Origin of the sequence: Micromonospora sp. WMMD1219, assembly GCF_049315215.1 — a bacterium.
Classification (GTDB): Bacteria; Actinomycetota; Actinomycetes; order Mycobacteriales; family Micromonosporaceae; genus Micromonospora; species Micromonospora tulbaghiae.
The window spans coordinates 1,446,233-1,460,619 of sequence record NZ_CP186057.1 but is presented as its reverse complement, the minus strand read 5'-3'; the positions used below and the strand labels follow the sequence as shown (position 1 = coordinate 1,460,619).

At 73.2% G+C, this 14,387-nt stretch carries 17 protein-coding genes; 4 read left to right on the top strand and 13 right to left on the bottom strand.

Annotation, left to right across the window (positions count from 1 at the left end):
- Positions 1-56: 56 nt before the first annotated feature.
- Complete coding sequence (locus tag ACN27C_RS06960) at positions 57-440, bottom strand: DUF6223 family protein (protein ID WP_422750739.1); 384 nt, start codon at positions 438-440, stop codon at positions 57-59.
- A 183-nt stretch (positions 441-623) separates the two neighbouring features.
- Between ACN27C_RS06960 and ACN27C_RS06955 the strand changes: the two genes are divergently transcribed.
- Together ACN27C_RS06955 and ACN27C_RS06950 are read left to right on the top strand one after the other, a co-directional pair.
- Entirely contained in the window at positions 624-923 is a 300-nt protein-coding gene (locus ACN27C_RS06955; RefSeq protein WP_120574039.1) for a hypothetical protein, read from the top strand.
- Between the two features lie 36 nt (positions 924-959).
- Positions 960-2,042, top strand: a complete 1,083-nt coding sequence (locus ACN27C_RS06950; RefSeq protein WP_422750738.1) for an NAD-dependent epimerase/dehydratase family protein — start codon at positions 960-962, stop codon at positions 2,040-2,042.
- A 278-nt stretch (positions 2,043-2,320) separates the two neighbouring features.
- On the opposite strand, the gene ACN27C_RS06945 is transcribed toward ACN27C_RS06950, so the two are convergent.
- The 5 genes from ACN27C_RS06945 to ACN27C_RS06925 all read right to left on the bottom strand — a co-directional run bounded on the left by ACN27C_RS06945 (position 2,321) and on the right by ACN27C_RS06925 (position 7,024).
- Positions 2,321-3,469: a hypothetical protein gene (locus ACN27C_RS06945; protein ID WP_422751588.1), complete on the bottom strand. Its 1,149-nt coding sequence runs from the start codon at positions 3,467-3,469 to the stop codon at positions 2,321-2,323.
- A gap of 137 nt (positions 3,470-3,606) precedes the next feature.
- Complete coding sequence (locus tag ACN27C_RS06940) at positions 3,607-4,356, bottom strand: ZIP family metal transporter (protein WP_422750737.1); 750 nt, start codon at positions 4,354-4,356, stop codon at positions 3,607-3,609.
- A gap of 39 nt (positions 4,357-4,395) precedes the next feature.
- Positions 4,396-5,595 carry a GNAT family N-acetyltransferase gene (locus ACN27C_RS06935; protein ID WP_422750736.1) on the bottom strand — a complete coding sequence of 400 codons (1,200 nt, stop codon included), beginning with the start codon at positions 5,593-5,595 and terminating at the stop codon, positions 4,396-4,398.
- Between the two features lie 52 nt (positions 5,596-5,647).
- The gene (locus ACN27C_RS06930) at positions 5,648-6,367 is read right to left on the bottom strand and encodes a PP2C family protein-serine/threonine phosphatase (protein WP_099162983.1); all 720 of its coding nucleotides are present in this window, start codon (positions 6,365-6,367) and stop codon (positions 5,648-5,650) included.
- 93 nt (positions 6,368-6,460) lie between these two features.
- Positions 6,461-7,024 (bottom strand): helix-turn-helix domain-containing protein, encoded by a 564-nt coding sequence (locus ACN27C_RS06925; protein WP_120572144.1) that lies wholly within the window; start codon positions 7,022-7,024, stop codon positions 6,461-6,463.
- A gap of 58 nt (positions 7,025-7,082) precedes the next feature.
- Here ACN27C_RS06925 and ACN27C_RS06920 point away from each other — a divergent pair, with 58 nt between their 5' ends.
- Positions 7,083-8,294 carry a benzoate/H(+) symporter BenE family transporter gene (locus ACN27C_RS06920; RefSeq protein WP_422750735.1) on the top strand — a complete coding sequence of 404 codons (1,212 nt, stop codon included), beginning with the start codon at positions 7,083-7,085 and terminating at the stop codon, positions 8,292-8,294.
- 66 nt (positions 8,295-8,360) lie between these two features.
- On the opposite strand, the gene ACN27C_RS06915 is transcribed toward ACN27C_RS06920, so the two are convergent.
- From ACN27C_RS06915 to ACN27C_RS06890, 6 genes are all read right to left on the bottom strand, one after another.
- Positions 8,361-9,086: a DUF3800 domain-containing protein gene (locus ACN27C_RS06915; protein ID WP_121684403.1), complete on the bottom strand. Its 726-nt coding sequence runs from the start codon at positions 9,084-9,086 to the stop codon at positions 8,361-8,363.
- Positions 9,087-9,165: 79 nt separating this feature from the next.
- Complete coding sequence (locus tag ACN27C_RS06910) at positions 9,166-9,531, bottom strand: hypothetical protein (protein WP_357823109.1); 366 nt, start codon at positions 9,529-9,531, stop codon at positions 9,166-9,168.
- A 29-nt stretch (positions 9,532-9,560) separates the two neighbouring features.
- Positions 9,561-9,809: a hypothetical protein gene (locus ACN27C_RS06905; protein WP_121684401.1), complete on the bottom strand. Its 249-nt coding sequence runs from the start codon at positions 9,807-9,809 to the stop codon at positions 9,561-9,563.
- Between the two features lie 78 nt (positions 9,810-9,887).
- Positions 9,888-10,358: a large conductance mechanosensitive channel protein MscL gene (gene mscL / locus ACN27C_RS06900; protein ID WP_121684400.1), complete on the bottom strand. Its 471-nt coding sequence runs from the start codon at positions 10,356-10,358 to the stop codon at positions 9,888-9,890.
- A 48-nt stretch (positions 10,359-10,406) separates the two neighbouring features.
- Positions 10,407-11,789, bottom strand: a complete 1,383-nt coding sequence (gene tnpB / locus ACN27C_RS06895; protein WP_349879496.1) for an IS607 family element RNA-guided endonuclease TnpB — start codon at positions 11,787-11,789, stop codon at positions 10,407-10,409.
- 113 nt (positions 11,790-11,902) lie between these two features.
- Positions 11,903-12,595 (bottom strand): FadR/GntR family transcriptional regulator, encoded by a 693-nt coding sequence (locus ACN27C_RS06890; RefSeq protein ID WP_422750734.1) that lies wholly within the window; start codon positions 12,593-12,595, stop codon positions 11,903-11,905.
- A 163-nt stretch (positions 12,596-12,758) separates the two neighbouring features.
- On the opposite strand from ACN27C_RS06890, the gene ACN27C_RS06885 reads away from it, so the two are divergent.
- The gene (locus ACN27C_RS06885; RefSeq protein WP_422751587.1) at positions 12,759-13,913 is read left to right on the top strand and encodes an MFS transporter; all 1,155 of its coding nucleotides are present in this window, start codon (positions 12,759-12,761) and stop codon (positions 13,911-13,913) included.
- Between the two features lie 10 nt (positions 13,914-13,923).
- Here ACN27C_RS06885 and ACN27C_RS06880 read toward each other — a convergent pair whose 3' ends face one another.
- A complete protein-coding gene (locus tag ACN27C_RS06880) occupies positions 13,924-14,280 on the bottom strand; it encodes an STAS domain-containing protein (RefSeq protein ID WP_091414301.1) in 357 nt (118 codons plus the stop codon).
- Positions 14,281-14,387 lie beyond the last annotated feature (107 nt).

Genomic DNA, 14,387 nt, shown 5'->3' with positions numbered 1-14,387 from the left:
GGGACGAAACGAGCGGCCGGCGGAACCAGCGCGCCGGGACAGGACGAGCGACCGGGTCAGGCGGTACGCCGGGAACGGGCCAGCGCCAGCCCGCCCAGCACCGCCCCGATCAGCCCGAACGCCACCCCGGCGACCGCACCTGCGCGTCCCTGACCGCTGCCGAGACCCTCGGTGGTCAGCGCCAGATGCCACGCGCTGAGGACCAGGCTGACCAGGCCGGCCGCGGCCGCCACGAGGGCCTGGACCCGCCCCTCGCCCGGCCCGCGGCGGGAGCGGCTGAGTGCCAGCCCGCCGACGACCACGCTCGCCAGGCCCACCACGGCGATGACTGTGGCGCCCGCCCGGCCGGAGCCGCCGATGCCCCCGGCGGCGAGCGAGGCGTGCGCGGCCGGGGCGAACTCTCCGACGACAGTGGTGGCGAGCAGGTGACGGATGGACATTCTGGGACTCCCTCGGGTCGCGGCAAGTGGTGACGGCGGCAGCGTATGGACGCGCATCGCCGCCGGTCGTCGCCCCGGAGTCGTCGATCGGGCTACCACCACGGGAGTACGCGCTCCGCCCGCGTACCCCAGGGGTTGTCGCCGCCAGGCGTGAACGGCGGCGGCCGGGGAACCTGGGCGACCATGCGAGTCACGACCACCGCCGCCGTGGCGGCGTCCCGCGAGGTGCCGGGCGACGACGGCGTACGCCGGCCCGGCGGTGAGGTGCACGCCTGGCTGCCGGGGCAGAACCAGACGCTGTGCGGGCTGCCGCTGAGCCGGACCCGGCTGCGCCGCTTCCCGCACGTGCCGTTCGACTACTCCGGTACCGACGTGCTCACCGAGGCCGACCCGGAGAGCTGGCTCTGCCCGCGCTGCCTGGCCGCCACCGCCGGTCGCCGCGAACGGGAGAAGGGCTGGGTGCGCACGAACCCCCGTCCGTGAGCGGTTGCTGCCCGGTTCAGCGGGTACGGCACGACCATGCGCATCGTGATCGTGGGGGCGACCGGCAACGTGGGGACGGCGGTGCTGCGCCGGCTGCGGCGGGAGGCGGGCACCGAGCTGGTCGGCGTGGCCCGCCGGCTGCCCGGGCCGGACGCCGGTGAGCCGTACGACGACGTGGAGTGGCACTCCTGCGACATCGGCGCGCCGGGCGCCGCCGACCAGCTGGTGCGGATCTTCGCCGGGGCGCGGGCGGTAGTGCACCTGGCCTGGCAGATCCAGCCCAGCCACGACCGGCGCACGCTCTACCGGACCAACGTCGGCGGCAGCCGCGCGGTGATCGAGGCCGCCGTCCGGGTCGGCGTTCCGGCCCTGGTGTACGCCTCATCGGTCGGCACCTACGCGCCCGGCCCGAAGAACCATCCGGTCAGCGAGAACTGGCCGGCGACCGGGGTGGAGACGTCGTCGTACAGCCGGGACAAGGCGGAGGTGGAGGCGCTGCTCGACGGCGTGCAGCGGGAGCACCCCAATCTGCGCGTGGTACGGCTACGGCCGGGACTGATCTTCCAGCGCGAGGCCGGTACGGAGATCAGCCGCTACTTCCTCGGCCCGCTGGTGCCCGTGCGCCTGCTGCGGTACGGCCGGATTCCGCTGGTGCCGTCGAACAAGCGACTCCGGATGCAGGCGGTGCACGCCGACGACGTGGCTGACGCGTACGCCCGGGCGGTCGTGGGGGACGCTAGCGGCGCCTTCAACGTGGCGGCCGACCCCGTGCTGACGCCGGAACTGGTGGCCCGGCACTTCCACGGCTGGACGGTGCCGGTGGCGACTCCGGTGCTGCGCGCCGCGGCGGCGGTGACCTGGCGGGCGCGGCTGCAACCGGTCGACACCGGCTGGGTCGACCTGGCGCTGAACGTGCCGCTGATGTCGAGCCACCGCGCGGAGACCGAACTCGGCTGGACGCCGGCCGTCGACACGGTCACAGCCCTGAAGGAGCTGTTCGCCGGCATGGCCACGAGAGCGGGCACCGACTCCCCGCCGCTGTCCCCGGACCCGACCCTCCCCGGCCGCCCGGCAGCCCTGACCCGAGGCCACCTCCCCGGCCACCCCAACCCCTACTGACCCCGCCCCGCCCCTCCCCTCCCCCGCCCTGCCCCTCCCCGCCCTGTTGATCAAGGAGTTTGTGTCCCTCCCAGCGATCGACTAGGACGCAAACTCCTTGATCACTGAGTCAAGGGGTCACGCGCGAGGTGAGGCGGGCGGGGCGGGCGCCGTCGGGTCGGGACCTGACTGGTGATCATGAGGTTGACGGCGCGACACGCCGACGGGGAGGCCGCCAACTTCATGATCGACGGGACGGGGCGGGGCAGCGCGGGGCGGGGCAGGACGAGGCCGGGTGGTCAGGAGATCTGGGCGCCCAGGAAGAAGATGCCGGGGTGGCCCTTTGTCTCGAAGCCTCGGCTGGTGTTGCGCCGCAGGGTGCTGCTGTCGATCTTCAGGGTGCCGGTGCGGTTGTTGCTGACGAAGAAGATCGTGCCGCCGCCCTCGTTCGCGCTGTTGTCCTCGATCACCGTGCCGGCGATCCGCACCGCGAACTCGTTGCCGTCGCAGTAGATCGCGCCGCCACTACCGCCGCCCGGCGTTCCGCCCCGGGCCGGGTTCGCGCCGGTGCCGACCGCGCGGTTGTCGCGGAAGACGCTGTTCAGCACCGTCCAGGAGACGCCGATGCTGCTCAACGCCCCGCCGTTGGCGCACACCCCGCCGGTGACGGTGCTGCTCACCACGTACACCGGCTTGTTCTCGAACTGGCTGAGCACGCGCAGCGCGGCGCCGCCGAGATCCGGGCCGGTACGGTCGCAGCGGTTGTCGACGAACCGTGAGTTGATCACGGCGAATCGCCCGCCGCGTACGAAGATCGCGCCGCCCCCACCGCCCTCGGTCCGCTCGCCGGTGGCGTCGCCGTCGGCGAACGTCAGGTTCTGCACGGTGAGCCGCGGGTGGTCCTGGTTCTGGCAGTGCGAGGTGGTGAAGCCCTGCGCCTGGTCGCACGTGTTCATGTAGAGGATGCGCCGCTTGCCGCCGCCGCTGAGCGTGACCTTGCCGCCGCCGTCCAGTACGACGCGCGGGCCGTGCGAGTTCACCACCTTCGCGGTGGCCTTCATCGTGATGGTCACCGGCGCGGGCCCGCAGTCGAACGTGATCACACCACCGGCCGCGACGGCCTTCACGACCGCCTCCGAGGTGCAGCTCGCCGGGGTGCCGCTGCCGACGGTGCGGGTCGGGCGCGAGGTGTCCACCGGACGCGCCTCGGCGGGCACGCTCGCCCGGCCGGCGGGGTTGCCGGCGCGGAACGCCACGGTGGCGGGGGTGGGGCTCGGCCGGGCGCTACCCAGTCCGGAACGCCCATTCGGGGTGGGCGACGGCGTGGCTGCCGGACCGGCCGACGAGCCGGCGGCGTCGCCGGCGGGCGCGGGGGCCGGATCGTCGCCACAGGCGGGCAGCGTCGCCGTCGCGAGGGCGAGGACGAGCAGAGTGACAGCCGACTTCACGCGCACCGCCCGATGCTAGGAGGACCGTCCGCCCCGACACGACCCCACAGCCGATCCTTAACCCGCCGCTAAGCCGCCGGCACCTGAGCCCGCGACCGCGTGGCAGCAGGCAGCGCCCCGGGCACCGCGTGCGACGGTCAGGCGTGCGACAGCGCGAACGCGACCAGGAAGCCGAGCACGGTGATCAGCCCGACCAGCAGGTGCGCGTCCGCGAACGCTTCCGGGACCATGGTGTCGGTGATCATCGCGAGGATCGCGCCGGCGGCGAGCGCGGTGATCGTCGCCAGTACCTCGGGTGGCGCGTCGCCGAGCAGCGTGTACCCGGCCAGCGACGCCGCCCCGGAGATCAACGCGATGGCCGTCCACAGCCCGAACACGTAACGCCGGGTGCGTCCGGCCTGCCGCATGCCGGCCGCGCTGGAGAGCCCTTCCGGCACGTTGCTGAGGAACACCGCGATGACAGTGACCAGGCTGACCGGACCGCCGGCCAGCAGGCTCGCGCCGATCACCACCGATTCGGGTACGCCGTCGAGCAGCGCGCCGACCGCGATCGCCGTACCCGAGCCGGGCTGTTCCCGCTCGGAGGGCTGCTCGTCGCCGGAGCGCTTGCGGTGCCGCGCGCCGTGCCGGGCCAGCAGCACGTTCGCCCCGGTGTACGCCAGCGCGCCGGCCGCCGCGCCGATCGCCACCGGCAGCAGGCCGCCCTGCTCGTGCGCCTCGTCGATCAGCTCGAACGAGACGGCGGACAGCAGCACGCCCGCCCCGAACGCCATCACCGAGGCGGTGACCCGGCGCGGTACGCGCGCGAAGAACCCGACGGCCGCCCCGATCAGCAGGGCCGACCCGGCGAGCAGGCCCCAGAATCCCGCTTCCAGCCACTCCGGCACGCGCTGGACCCTACCCCCGGCGCGGCGCCGTCAACCGGGTCAGAAGTCGGCGAACAGGTGCGGCAGTTCATGGGGGAAGAGACGGCGCAGCTCACCGGCCGCGTCCACCGGCACCTCACCCAGCCCGCGTACGACCACCTCGGCCGGGTCGAGCACCCCGTACGCCAGGGCGGACAGCCCGGCTGCGGTGAGCCGCGCGGTCGGCACGCTGCCCTCGGCGGCGGTCTGCGCCGGCAGCACCGCCAGCTTGCCCGTGGTGCCGTCGAGCAGGTGCCGGCCGGCGAGCCAGCGGTCGCCGACCAGCTCGATCAGCACCCGGCCGACCCCGACCGGCTGCTCGGCGAGCGCGTCCAGGCTGAGCAGCCGGGCCATCGGCGCGGTCGGGTCGGGCCGGGCCACCCGCGCCTCCACCTGCACGTCGAGGTCAGTGAGCCACAGCTCGGGCAGTTCGTCGGGGGTCACCTGGACGCTGATCCGGGCCACCTGGTCGACGTGCCGGGCGAAGAACTGGAGCACCGACGCGCGGGCGTACGCGTCGTCGACCAGCAGGTCGTCGGCGAACAGCGTGCCGGCGTGGTCGTCGATCCGGTAGGTCACCGCGCCGACCGTCTCGCCACCGCGCACCACGCTGACCAGCCAGCGGTCGTCCCGGTCGCGCAGGCCGACCGCCCGGAAGTCCGGGAAGACCGCGAAGCCGTGCCGCTCGCGCAGGCACCGCTCCGTGTACGCGCGCCACCTCGGGTAGCCCGCGCCGATCCGCTCCCAGACCAGCTCGTCGGGCAGTTCGGCCCGCAGCAGCGGCGCCAGGTCCGCCGGGTCGAAGATCGCGGTACGGCGCCGGGGCAGCCCGATGTAGCCGAAGCGCTCGTAGAACGAGGCGCGGAACGGGTGCAGCGCGGTGAGCTGGTGCCCCTCGTCGCGCATGCCGTCGAGGAGCTGCTGCATCAGCGTCCGCACGTGGCCGCGCCGGCGGGCCAGCGGATGGGTGGCCACGCCCGCGACACCGGCCATCGGCAGCACCGCGCCGCGCAGGTTCTGCCGCATCGGGATCGCCGACGCGGCCGCCGCGGTGACCCCGTTCTCCTCGGCCACGAGCGTCGTGTTCCCCGCGTTGTACGGCAGGTACGCGCGGAACTGGTCGGTCCGGGAGGCGCCCATCGGCGAGGCCTCGAACGCGTACGCCTGGAGCGGGAAGCTGGTGGTCAGTCGTTCATCGGCGGCCAGCCGGCGGATGTGCATCCGTTCATCCCAACCGCACCCGGCGCGGTCCGCAACCGGAAAGGGCGCCCGCTCACGCCTCGGTGACGTCCGAGATGACCACAGTCACGTTGTCCGGCGCGCCGGCCTGGTGGGCCAGTTTCACCAGTTGCTCGCCGCACTGCTGGCGGTCCCCGTAGGTGGCGAGCGCCGCGGCGATGGCGGCGTCCTCCACGTAGTCGGAGAGGCCGTCGCTGCACAGCAGCAGCCGGTCGCCGGCGAACACGGTGAGCGCGCCGACGGCGGGTGGCGCGTCGGAGCCCTGCACCGCGCGGGTGACGAGCGAGCGCTGCGGGTGGTGCCGGGCCTGGTCGCGGGAGAGCGCGCCCTGGTCGACCAGCGCCTGGACGAACGTGTCGTCGCGGGTGAGCTGGGTCAGCTCGTGGTCGCGCAGCAGGTAGCAGCGGGAGTCGCCGACCTGGGCCAGGACCAGGGTGTCGCCGGCGAGCAGGGCGGCGGTGAGCGTCGTACCCATGCCGTCGCGGGCCGGGTCCACCGTGATGGCCGCGCGGATGCGCTGGTTCGCGGTGCTCACGACGGCGCGCAGCGCGTCGGCGGCCTCGTCGGCGCCGGTGGGCGGCGTCAGCTCGTCCAGGATCCGGATGACGATCTCGCTGGCCACCTCGCCGGCGGGGAGCCCGCCCATGCCGTCGGCCACCGCCACGAGGCGGTCACCGGCGAGGGCGGAGTCCTCGTTGTTGGTCCGGACGAGGCCGACGTCGTTGAGGATGGCCGAGCGGAGGATGAGCGTCATGACGACAAGCTTGCCAAGAAGAACGGCTCCGCGTCTGCACGCGCTGGCGGGTCTGCTGAAAGAAATGTCATCAGCTTGCATCCTGGGTATGCGTCAACTGTCCAGTGTGGATGGACGAGGATAGCGCAGCAGGAGGCTCGCGTGGACCTCCTCCTCGCCCACCGCCGCGTAGGTGTGCGGCACGTCGGAGGTCCACCGCAGGTAGCCCCCGGGACCGGCGGTCAGCGGGGCGTCGACCGGCCCGGCACGGAGCACGCCGGAGAAGACCGTCACGTGCTCGGTCACACCGCTGGAGTGGGCGGGGGAGAGCTGCGCCGGACCCGGGGTGACCCACATCCGGTACAGCTCGTAGGTCGCCTCCCGGTCGCTGAACACCTCCAGCAGCGTGCCTCCCACCGCGGCCCCGCGCAGGGTCGGCGCCTGGTCGGGCGTGGCGAGCACGGCGGTCAGCGGTACGCCGAGCTGCGCGGTGATCGCGTACAGGGTCTCCAGCCGGGGGTTGCGCACGCCGTTCTCCAGGCCGGAGAGCGTGGCCTTGCCGACGCCCGCGAGGCGGGCCAGCTCGGACAGGGAGATGCCCCGCTCGGTACGGAGCGAGCGGATGCGCCGGCCGACCTCCCGGGCGCCCCGGTCATCGGCTGGTGCGGCGGCTGTCATGAGGGCTATCGTGCTACACCGTGCCGTTCCGTAAACGGAACGGTCGGAGGAGGAGAGCATGGGCGGTCGGCTCCAACCCGTCCTGGCCGGCGTGGTGACCGCCCTGGTCGGCTTCGCCAGCTCGTTCACAGTCGTCCTGGCCGGGCTGCGCGCGGTCGGCGCCGAACCGGAGCAGGCCGCCTCCGGCCTGCTCGCGCTCTGCGTCGCCAGCGGCGCCTGCGCGGTCTGGCTCGGCCTGCGGCACCGGCTGCCGCTGTCGATCGCCTGGTCCACGCCGGGCGCGGCGCTGCTGGTGGCCACCGGGCCGGTCGCCGGCGGCTGGGCCGCGGCGGTCGGCGCCTTCCTGCTCGCCGGGCTGCTGATCATCGCGGCCGGGCTGATCCCCGCGCTCGGCCGCGCGGTCGCCGCCATCCCCACCCCGATCGCCTCCGCCATGCTCGCCGGGGTGCTGCTGCCGCTGTGTACGGCGCCGGTACGCGCCCTGGTCGAGGTGCCCTTGCTGGCCGGGCCGGTGGTGCTGGTCTGGCTGCTGCTGCACCGGTTCGCCCGCCGGTGGGCGGTGCCTGGCGCGCTCGCCGTGGCGGTGGTCGCGATCGCGCTGACGACCTCCGGGCCGGCCCGGCTGGACGCCGCACCGGTCGTCGCGTTCACCGCGCCGGCCTGGACGCTGCCCGCCGTCGTCGGGCTCGCGCTGCCGCTGTTCCTGGTCACCATGGCCGCGCAGAACGTGCCCGGCACCGCGGTGCTCGCCGGGTACGGCTACCGGGCCCCGCTCGGCTCGGCGCTGCGGGTGACCGGGCTCGCCACCGCGCTCGGCGCCCCGGCGGGCGGGCACGCGGTGAACCTGGCCGCGATCACCGCCGCCCTGGCCGCCGGCCCGGACGCCCACCCGGACCCGGAACGGCGCTGGATCGCCTCGGTCACCGCCGGGATCGGCCTGGCCCTGCTCGGCCTGGGCGCCGGCGTGGCCACCGCCCTGGTGCTGCTCTCCCCACCGGTGCTGGTCGAGGCCGTCGCCGGGCTCGCCCTGCTCGGCGCGCTCGCCGGAGCCGTCACGGCGGCGGTCGCCCAGCCGGACGCGCGGGAAGCAGCGGTGGTGACGTTCGTGGTCACCGCCTCCGGGGTGAACCTGCTCGGGGTGGGCGGCGCGTTCTGGGGACTGGTCGCGGGCTGGCTGATGCTGCTGCTGTTCCGCCGCCGGGCCGCACCCCCGCCGGTCGAGCCGCCCCAGACCGAATCCGCCCCGTCGCTTTCCGGCCGGACCGGGTGACGAACTGTTAACCTGGAGTGCGCAGGAGGCCCGTGAGGGTTCCCGCAACCGCCTTAGGGCCCGCTTTCAAGCGGGCCCTTCGTGCGTCGGCCGTCCGGTCGGATGCCAGCACCAGGAGTGGTACCGGCGCGGCTCGACCCAGGACCACAACCGCGTGTTTGTCGTCGCCTCCCGAGGATCCGCGCCCGCCCCGCTCGCCATCCTGCGGAACAGGAAGGTGACCAGGTCGACGGCCTGCACCAGCCGGGATGCGTGCGACGGGGCGAAGTGCAGGGTGTCCACGATCCGGCTGAGCCGCCGCGAACGGTAGCCCCCGGTTCCGTCGACCCGGTAACGGGTCAGGTCCGAGCGGTGAATGGCGGGGTTGTCGACCTCGTCCGCGATCACCAGGGCCAGTTCGTCCCGCATCGCCGCGTACCCGTCCACCCGTTCCAGCAGGTGTGACAGCACCACCTCGTGAGCGGGTCGGGTGAGCCCGTAGCGCCGGGCGAGGCCGTGCCGGTCGACACCGCGCAGGATGACAGTGACGTCGTACGTGCCGATCGCCTTGAGCGCCGCGTTGTAGACGGCGATCCGGGCGCGTGGCGGCACGCCCGCCCAGGACATCCGCCCCTGGAACAGGTCGTACCCGTGGAGTTCGGCGGCTCGGTCGATGCCGTATGCCTTGGCCGCGTCCGTCATCACCTCGTCGAGCGCGGTGCTGAGCGGGATGGCCACAGCCTCCGGGACCAGAAGCGCGCCGATCCAGTACCAGCGATCGGTGTACGACTCGTCCACATAGGTCAGGAGCACCCGACGAGCGTAGGCCGCTTCCCGAGCGCGGCCGCCTCGACGCGCAGGACCGCCCAAACGGCGCATTCGACCCTGGGCGTCACTCCTCGGCGGGTAGCTCCGTGACCGGGACGGTGAGGCGTACCGCGCCGTCGCTCACCGCGGCGATCCGGCCGGCCGGCACGTAGACCGCGCCGGTGCGGACCAGCTCGGTGGAGACCTTGAGGTAGCCGTCGCGCAGCAGCCGGGCCGCCAGGTCGGCCGGAACGTCCGGCTCCTCGGCCGCGGCCGACTCGATCAGCTCGTCCAGGCTGCTGCCCGGGTCGACAGGGGCGGGCGCCTGCACGGTCACCGCGGCCGGGTCGCCGCGCTGCACGAGATCGACTGTGCCCACCTCGACGCCCGCGGAGTCGACCACACGCATGCCGGTGGTGACCCGGGAGACGGTGTCCTGCTGCTGGCTCATGCAGCAGCGGTTCCCGGGGCGCGCGGGCGCTAAACGGAGGGGGCCCAGCCGCCCGGCGGGCGGGGGGACAGCTCGCGCCAGGTGTCGGTGCCGTCCAGCAGCGCCCGGATCGTCTCCTCGGCCTCCTCGACGCTGGCGTGCTCGTAGAACCGGGAGACCCCCTCGGCGCCGCCGGCCCGCTGCTCCACGTGCCAGCGGTCGCCGTCCACCCGGAGGAAGACGTCACGCCGGGCGAGCCGTCCCCATTTCCCGTTCCACCAGTGCCTACGCTGCTCCATGCCCGGACTCTATCGAACATGTGTTCGATACACGTCGGCCCCCGCGAGATCGTCGCGGGGGCCGATCGGCTATGGCGTTCAGCGCGGCGCGGGCGGCTCCTGCCGGCGGCCGAGCACGTCGTCCAGGGCGCTGCGCTGGCCGGGCGTGCCGTGGTTGCCGGCGAGCAACGCGTCGCGGATCTCGGTGAGCAGCTTGACCTCCTCGCTCGGGGCCGAGGGCGGCGGCTCCTCGCCGCGCTTGCGCCGCTCGGCGAGCTTGTTCATCGGGTAGACGACGAGGAAGTACAGCGCCGCCGCGGTGAGCACGAACGTGATCGCCGCGTTGACGAAGGCCACCCAGTCGAACGGGATGCCCCGGAACTTCGGCGTCGAGCCGCTGAGGCCGTCCTCGCTGCCGGTGATCAGCGCGATGAACACGCGTACCAGCGGTTCCAGGAACGACTTGGTGAGCTGGGTCACCACGCCGGTGAACGCGGCGCCGATGACGACACCGACCGCCAGGTCGACGACGTTGCCGCGCATGATGAAGTCTTTGAAGCCCTTGAGCATCCGTACTCCCGTGCCCTGATGAGTCTGCGTCGGGGACAACCTATGCCGTTACCCATCGCCGGCTCTAGTGAGCTCGCGATCGGTAGTCCTGCCTTGCGGCGGGACGGTCCCGGTCTGACCCGCTGAGGCGGCGCCGGGTTGACGCTTCACTGCCACCAGCCCAGCATGCTGGGTCTTACGGTCGGCTCCACGTCCAGCCACCGGACCACTCCCGGTGGTGTGACTCGCGACTAGGGCGGCCAGATTGCGGGCAGCGTTGAGATCTCTATCAAGCACCAGGCCGCACTTTGTGCAGATGTAGATCCGCTCGGCTAGGGCCAGCTTGGCTTTCGCCGTACCGCAACCCGAGCAGGTTTTCGAGGAGGGATACCAGCGGTCGGCCAGAATCATTTGGCCGCCGTACCACTCAGCTTTGTATGCCAGTTGCCGGCGCAGTTCGGCAAAACCGGCATCGGCGATATGCCGCGCCAGCCGTCGATTGCGCAGCATTCCGGCGACGTTGAGGTCTTCTAGCACGATCGTGCCGTGTTCTCGGGCGAGGCGGGTGGTGAGCTTGTGCAACCCGTCGCGACGCAGGTTTCTCACCCGTGCGTGAGCCCGGCTGAGGCGGGCGGATGCCCGTTCCCACCGGCCGGACGGGTGGCGGCTGGCGCACCGATCCGGTCCGGCCTTTCGGGCCAGCGCCCGGCTGAAACGCCGCAACCGCGCCTGTGCACCAATCAGGTGCTGGGGGTTTGGTGCCTTCTCACCGGTCGAGAGCACCGCGAGATGCTTGATGCCAAGGTCGACACCGACCACCGACAGGGGTTGGGTCGGGCGGCGATCGGTTCGCTCGACCTCGCAGGTGAAGGCCACGTGCCACCGGCCGCCGTCACGGCGCACGGTGGCGGACATGATTCGGGCGGTCCCGCTGTCGATGCGGCGGGCGAGCTTACGGGCGGACTCGTGTAGCTTCAGCCGGCCTAGCCGTGGAAGCACTATATGCTTCCGGTCCAACTCCACCCGGATCGTGCCAGTGGTGAAGCGAACGCTCGGCGCAGTGCGTCGGCGGGACTTGAACCGGGGGAAACCGGCGGGTCGGCCGGCCCGGTGCCCGCTGCGGGAACGGGTCCAGTTCCTCAGTGCTCGGGCGAGTGCGTCGAGACCCGTATTGAACGCTTCTTTGGAGCACTCCGTCCACCATGGGGCGACCTGCCGCTTAGCGGCGTTCCATTCCTTGCGCAGCCCTGGAAGCGACCACGACAGCGCCGGGGTGAGTTGATTATCCGGGATGCCGTAGGTGCGCTCCGCGGCCCGTTGACACATCACTGCTCTGACTCGTGCGAGCGCCCAATTGTGCGCCACGCGGGCGGCTCCGGCGTGCGCAAGTGCTGCGCGTTCCTGCGTCGGGGTGAGATCGAGGGCGTATCGGTACGCCTGGATCGTCTTCACGCGGAACCATCGGGAGGTGACGGCGCCGGCCAGGATGCCGTGGCCACTACCTGCTCCTTCGGGTCTCCCGTCATGTCAGGAAGCTAGCGGGTGCCAGTGACATTTTGCGTGCGTCAGCAGCCGCTGCCCCCGGCGGGCCCTTCGAGAAAAGCACCGGCCTCGATCGCCGCCCGCTGCGGGTCGCCGGCCCGGATCGCCTCGACCAGCCGACTGTGATCCACGTACCGCTCGGGGGTCAGCGCCTCGCCCATCGCCTGGGCCACCGTGCTGCGCAGCGCGGCGCCGACCGAGGCGTACAGCTCGGCGAGCATGGCGTTGTGCGCGGCGGCCACCACGGCCGTGTGCAGCGCGGCGTCCGCCTCGACGAACTCGTCCACCCGGCCGCCGCGCCACGCGGCCTCGCGGGCCGCGAGCGCGCCGTCGAGCGCCGCCAGATCCTCGGGGGTACGCCTCAGCGCGGCGAGCCGGGCGGCCTCGACCTCGAACGCGCGCCGGACCTCGATCACCTCGGTCATCCGGTCGTCGGTGAGCCGGCGGGCCACCACCGGCGCCAGCTCGTCGGTCGACACCACGTAGGTGCCGGAGCCCTGCCGGCACTCCAGCACTCCGGCGTGCGCGAGCGCCCGGACCGCCTCGCGGACCGTGTTCCGCCCCACGCCGAGCGCGGCGACCAGTTGCGGTTCGGTGGGGATGCGCCCGCCCACCGGCCACTCGCCGCCGAGGATCCGTTCCCGGAGCTGCTCGATCGTCTGCCGGACCCGGTGACCGCGCGGAGGCGCGGCGACGGAATCCCGGGCGGGTGTCACCGGTTACACCTCGTGCCGAAATTCATCCCATGATTGTAGGTTCGAGGTCATGACTCCGCCACCTGCGCCCGCCGCGACAGTGCCCGCACCGGGCGTCACCCCCGCGGCCGGGCCCGCCCCGGCCGCCGGCCCGGTCCGGGGCGGCCTGCTCGTCCTGGCCGGGATGCTGCTCGTCGCGCTGAACCTGCGGGCCGCGGTGACCAGCCTCGGCGCGCTGCTCGACGAGATCCGGGTCGGGCTGGGCCTCTCCGGCGCGATGGCCGGCCTGGTCACCACGCTGCCCACGATCGCGTTCGCCGGGCTGGGCGCGCTCACCCCGTGGCTGGTCCGCCGCTGGGCCGCACCTCGGGTGCTGGTGCTGGCCATGCTGGCGCTCACCGTCGGGCAGGTGCTGCGCGCGGTCACCGGCTCGGCGGCGATCTTCGTGCTCACCAGCGCGCTCGCGCTCGCCGGCATCGCGGTGGCGAACATCCTGCTGCCGATGCTCGTCAAGCAGCACTTCCCGCACCGCACCGGACTGGTCACCGGGGCGTACACGATGGCCCTGACGGTGGGCACGACGGTGGCCGCGGCGGCCGCCGTGCCGGTGGCGCACGCGTTCGGCTCGTGGCGGGCCGGACTCGGCGTCTGGGCCGGGCTGGCCGCGCTGGCCGTACTCCCGTGGGTGCCGCTGGCGCTGCGGGCCCGCGCCGCGCGACGGGCCGCGCCCCCCACGGTGGCGGTCGCCGCCCGGACCCGGGTGCAACCGGCCCGGACCCGGCTCGGCTGGGCCATGGCGGTCTACTTCGGGGCGCAGTCGCTCAGCGGGTACGCGATCATGGGCTGGCTGGCCCAGCTCTTCCGGGACGCCGGATACCGGCCGGAGGCGGCCGGGCTGCTGCTCGCCGGCGTGACCGCGCTGGGCGTTCCGGTGGCGCTGATGATGCCGGCGCTCGCCGGCCGGCTGGCCACGCTCCGGCCGCTGGTGCTGTCACTGACCGTGTTCTCCGCCGCCGCGTACACCGGTCTGGCGCTGGCTCCGCGGGGCCTGGCGCCGCTGTGGGTGCTGCTGCTCGCGCTCGGCCAGGGCGCGTTCCCGCTCATCCTGACCACGATCGGGCTACGTGCCCGGACCGCCGAGGGCACCGTGGCGCTGTCCGCGTTCGCGCAGAGCACCGGGTACGTGATCGCGGCGCTCGGACCGCTGCTGGTGGGCATCCTCTACGAGGCGACCGGCGGCTGGACCGCCCCGATCGGTTTCCTGCTGGTGGCGCTGGCCGTGCAGACGGCGGCGGGCATGGTGATCGCTCGTCCCCGCTACATCGAGGACGAGCGCTGAGCCGGATCGGTCAGGAGGAGGCCGGGGTGGGGTCGCCCGCGACGGCCTGCTCCACGGTCGGGTACGTGTGCAGCACCTCGACGAGCCCGCTGACCTCGAGGATGCGCAGCACGCCGCGCTGCGGGGCGGCCAGCCGGACGACGCCGCCGGCCTCGTCGCAGTTGTTCTTCGCCCGGACGAACACGGACAGACCGGTGGAGTCGCAGAACGACACCTCGGCCAGGTCGAAGACGAGGCGGTTGCGCCCCTTGTCCAGCAGATCCGTGATCTGGTCCTGCAGCTGCGGTGCCGTGGCCATGTCCAGCTCGCCCGCGACCGACACGACGACCACGTCGCCGCGCTGTTCCGTGTGCACCGTCAAGGACATACGTCGACCTCCTGTGTTCGGGGAAACGGTATCCCACGACGGGCGCGCCGCGCAGAACGGGAGCGGTCACGGGTGCGGCCGATCATTCTTTGCTCCGCGACAAGTAC

What these genes read in the sequence shown, in the direction of transcription:
- ACN27C_RS06960 (WP_422750739.1), bottom strand. Translation starts at nt 440, where the DNA reads ATGTCCATCCGTCACCTGCTCGCCACCACTGTCGTCGGAGAGTTCGCC.
- ACN27C_RS06955 (WP_120574039.1), top strand. Translation starts at nt 624, where the DNA reads ATGCGAGTCACGACCACCGCCGCCGTGGCGGCGTCCCGCGAGGTGCCG.
- ACN27C_RS06950 (WP_422750738.1), top strand. Translation starts at nt 960, where the DNA reads ATGCGCATCGTGATCGTGGGGGCGACCGGCAACGTGGGGACGGCGGTG.
- ACN27C_RS06935 (WP_422750736.1), bottom strand. Translation starts at nt 5,595, where the DNA reads ATGCACATCCGCCGGCTGGCCGCCGATGAACGACTGACCACCAGCTTC.
- ACN27C_RS06930 (WP_099162983.1), bottom strand. Translation starts at nt 6,367, where the DNA reads ATGACGCTCATCCTCCGCTCGGCCATCCTCAACGACGTCGGCCTCGTC.
- ACN27C_RS06925 (WP_120572144.1), bottom strand. Translation starts at nt 7,024, where the DNA reads ATGACAGCCGCCGCACCAGCCGATGACCGGGGCGCCCGGGAGGTCGGC.
- ACN27C_RS06920 (WP_422750735.1), top strand. Translation starts at nt 7,083, where the DNA reads ATGGGCGGTCGGCTCCAACCCGTCCTGGCCGGCGTGGTGACCGCCCTG.
- ACN27C_RS06910 (WP_357823109.1), bottom strand. Translation starts at nt 9,531, where the DNA reads ATGAGCCAGCAGCAGGACACCGTCTCCCGGGTCACCACCGGCATGCGT.
- ACN27C_RS06905 (WP_121684401.1), bottom strand. Translation starts at nt 9,809, where the DNA reads ATGGAGCAGCGTAGGCACTGGTGGAACGGGAAATGGGGACGGCTCGCC.
- mscL (WP_121684400.1), bottom strand. Translation starts at nt 10,358, where the DNA reads ATGCTCAAGGGCTTCAAAGACTTCATCATGCGCGGCAACGTCGTCGAC.
- ACN27C_RS06885 (WP_422751587.1), top strand. Translation starts at nt 12,759, where the DNA reads ATGCTGCTCGTCGCGCTGAACCTGCGGGCCGCGGTGACCAGCCTCGGC.
- ACN27C_RS06880 (WP_091414301.1), bottom strand. Translation starts at nt 14,280, where the DNA reads ATGTCCTTGACGGTGCACACGGAACAGCGCGGCGACGTGGTCGTCGTG.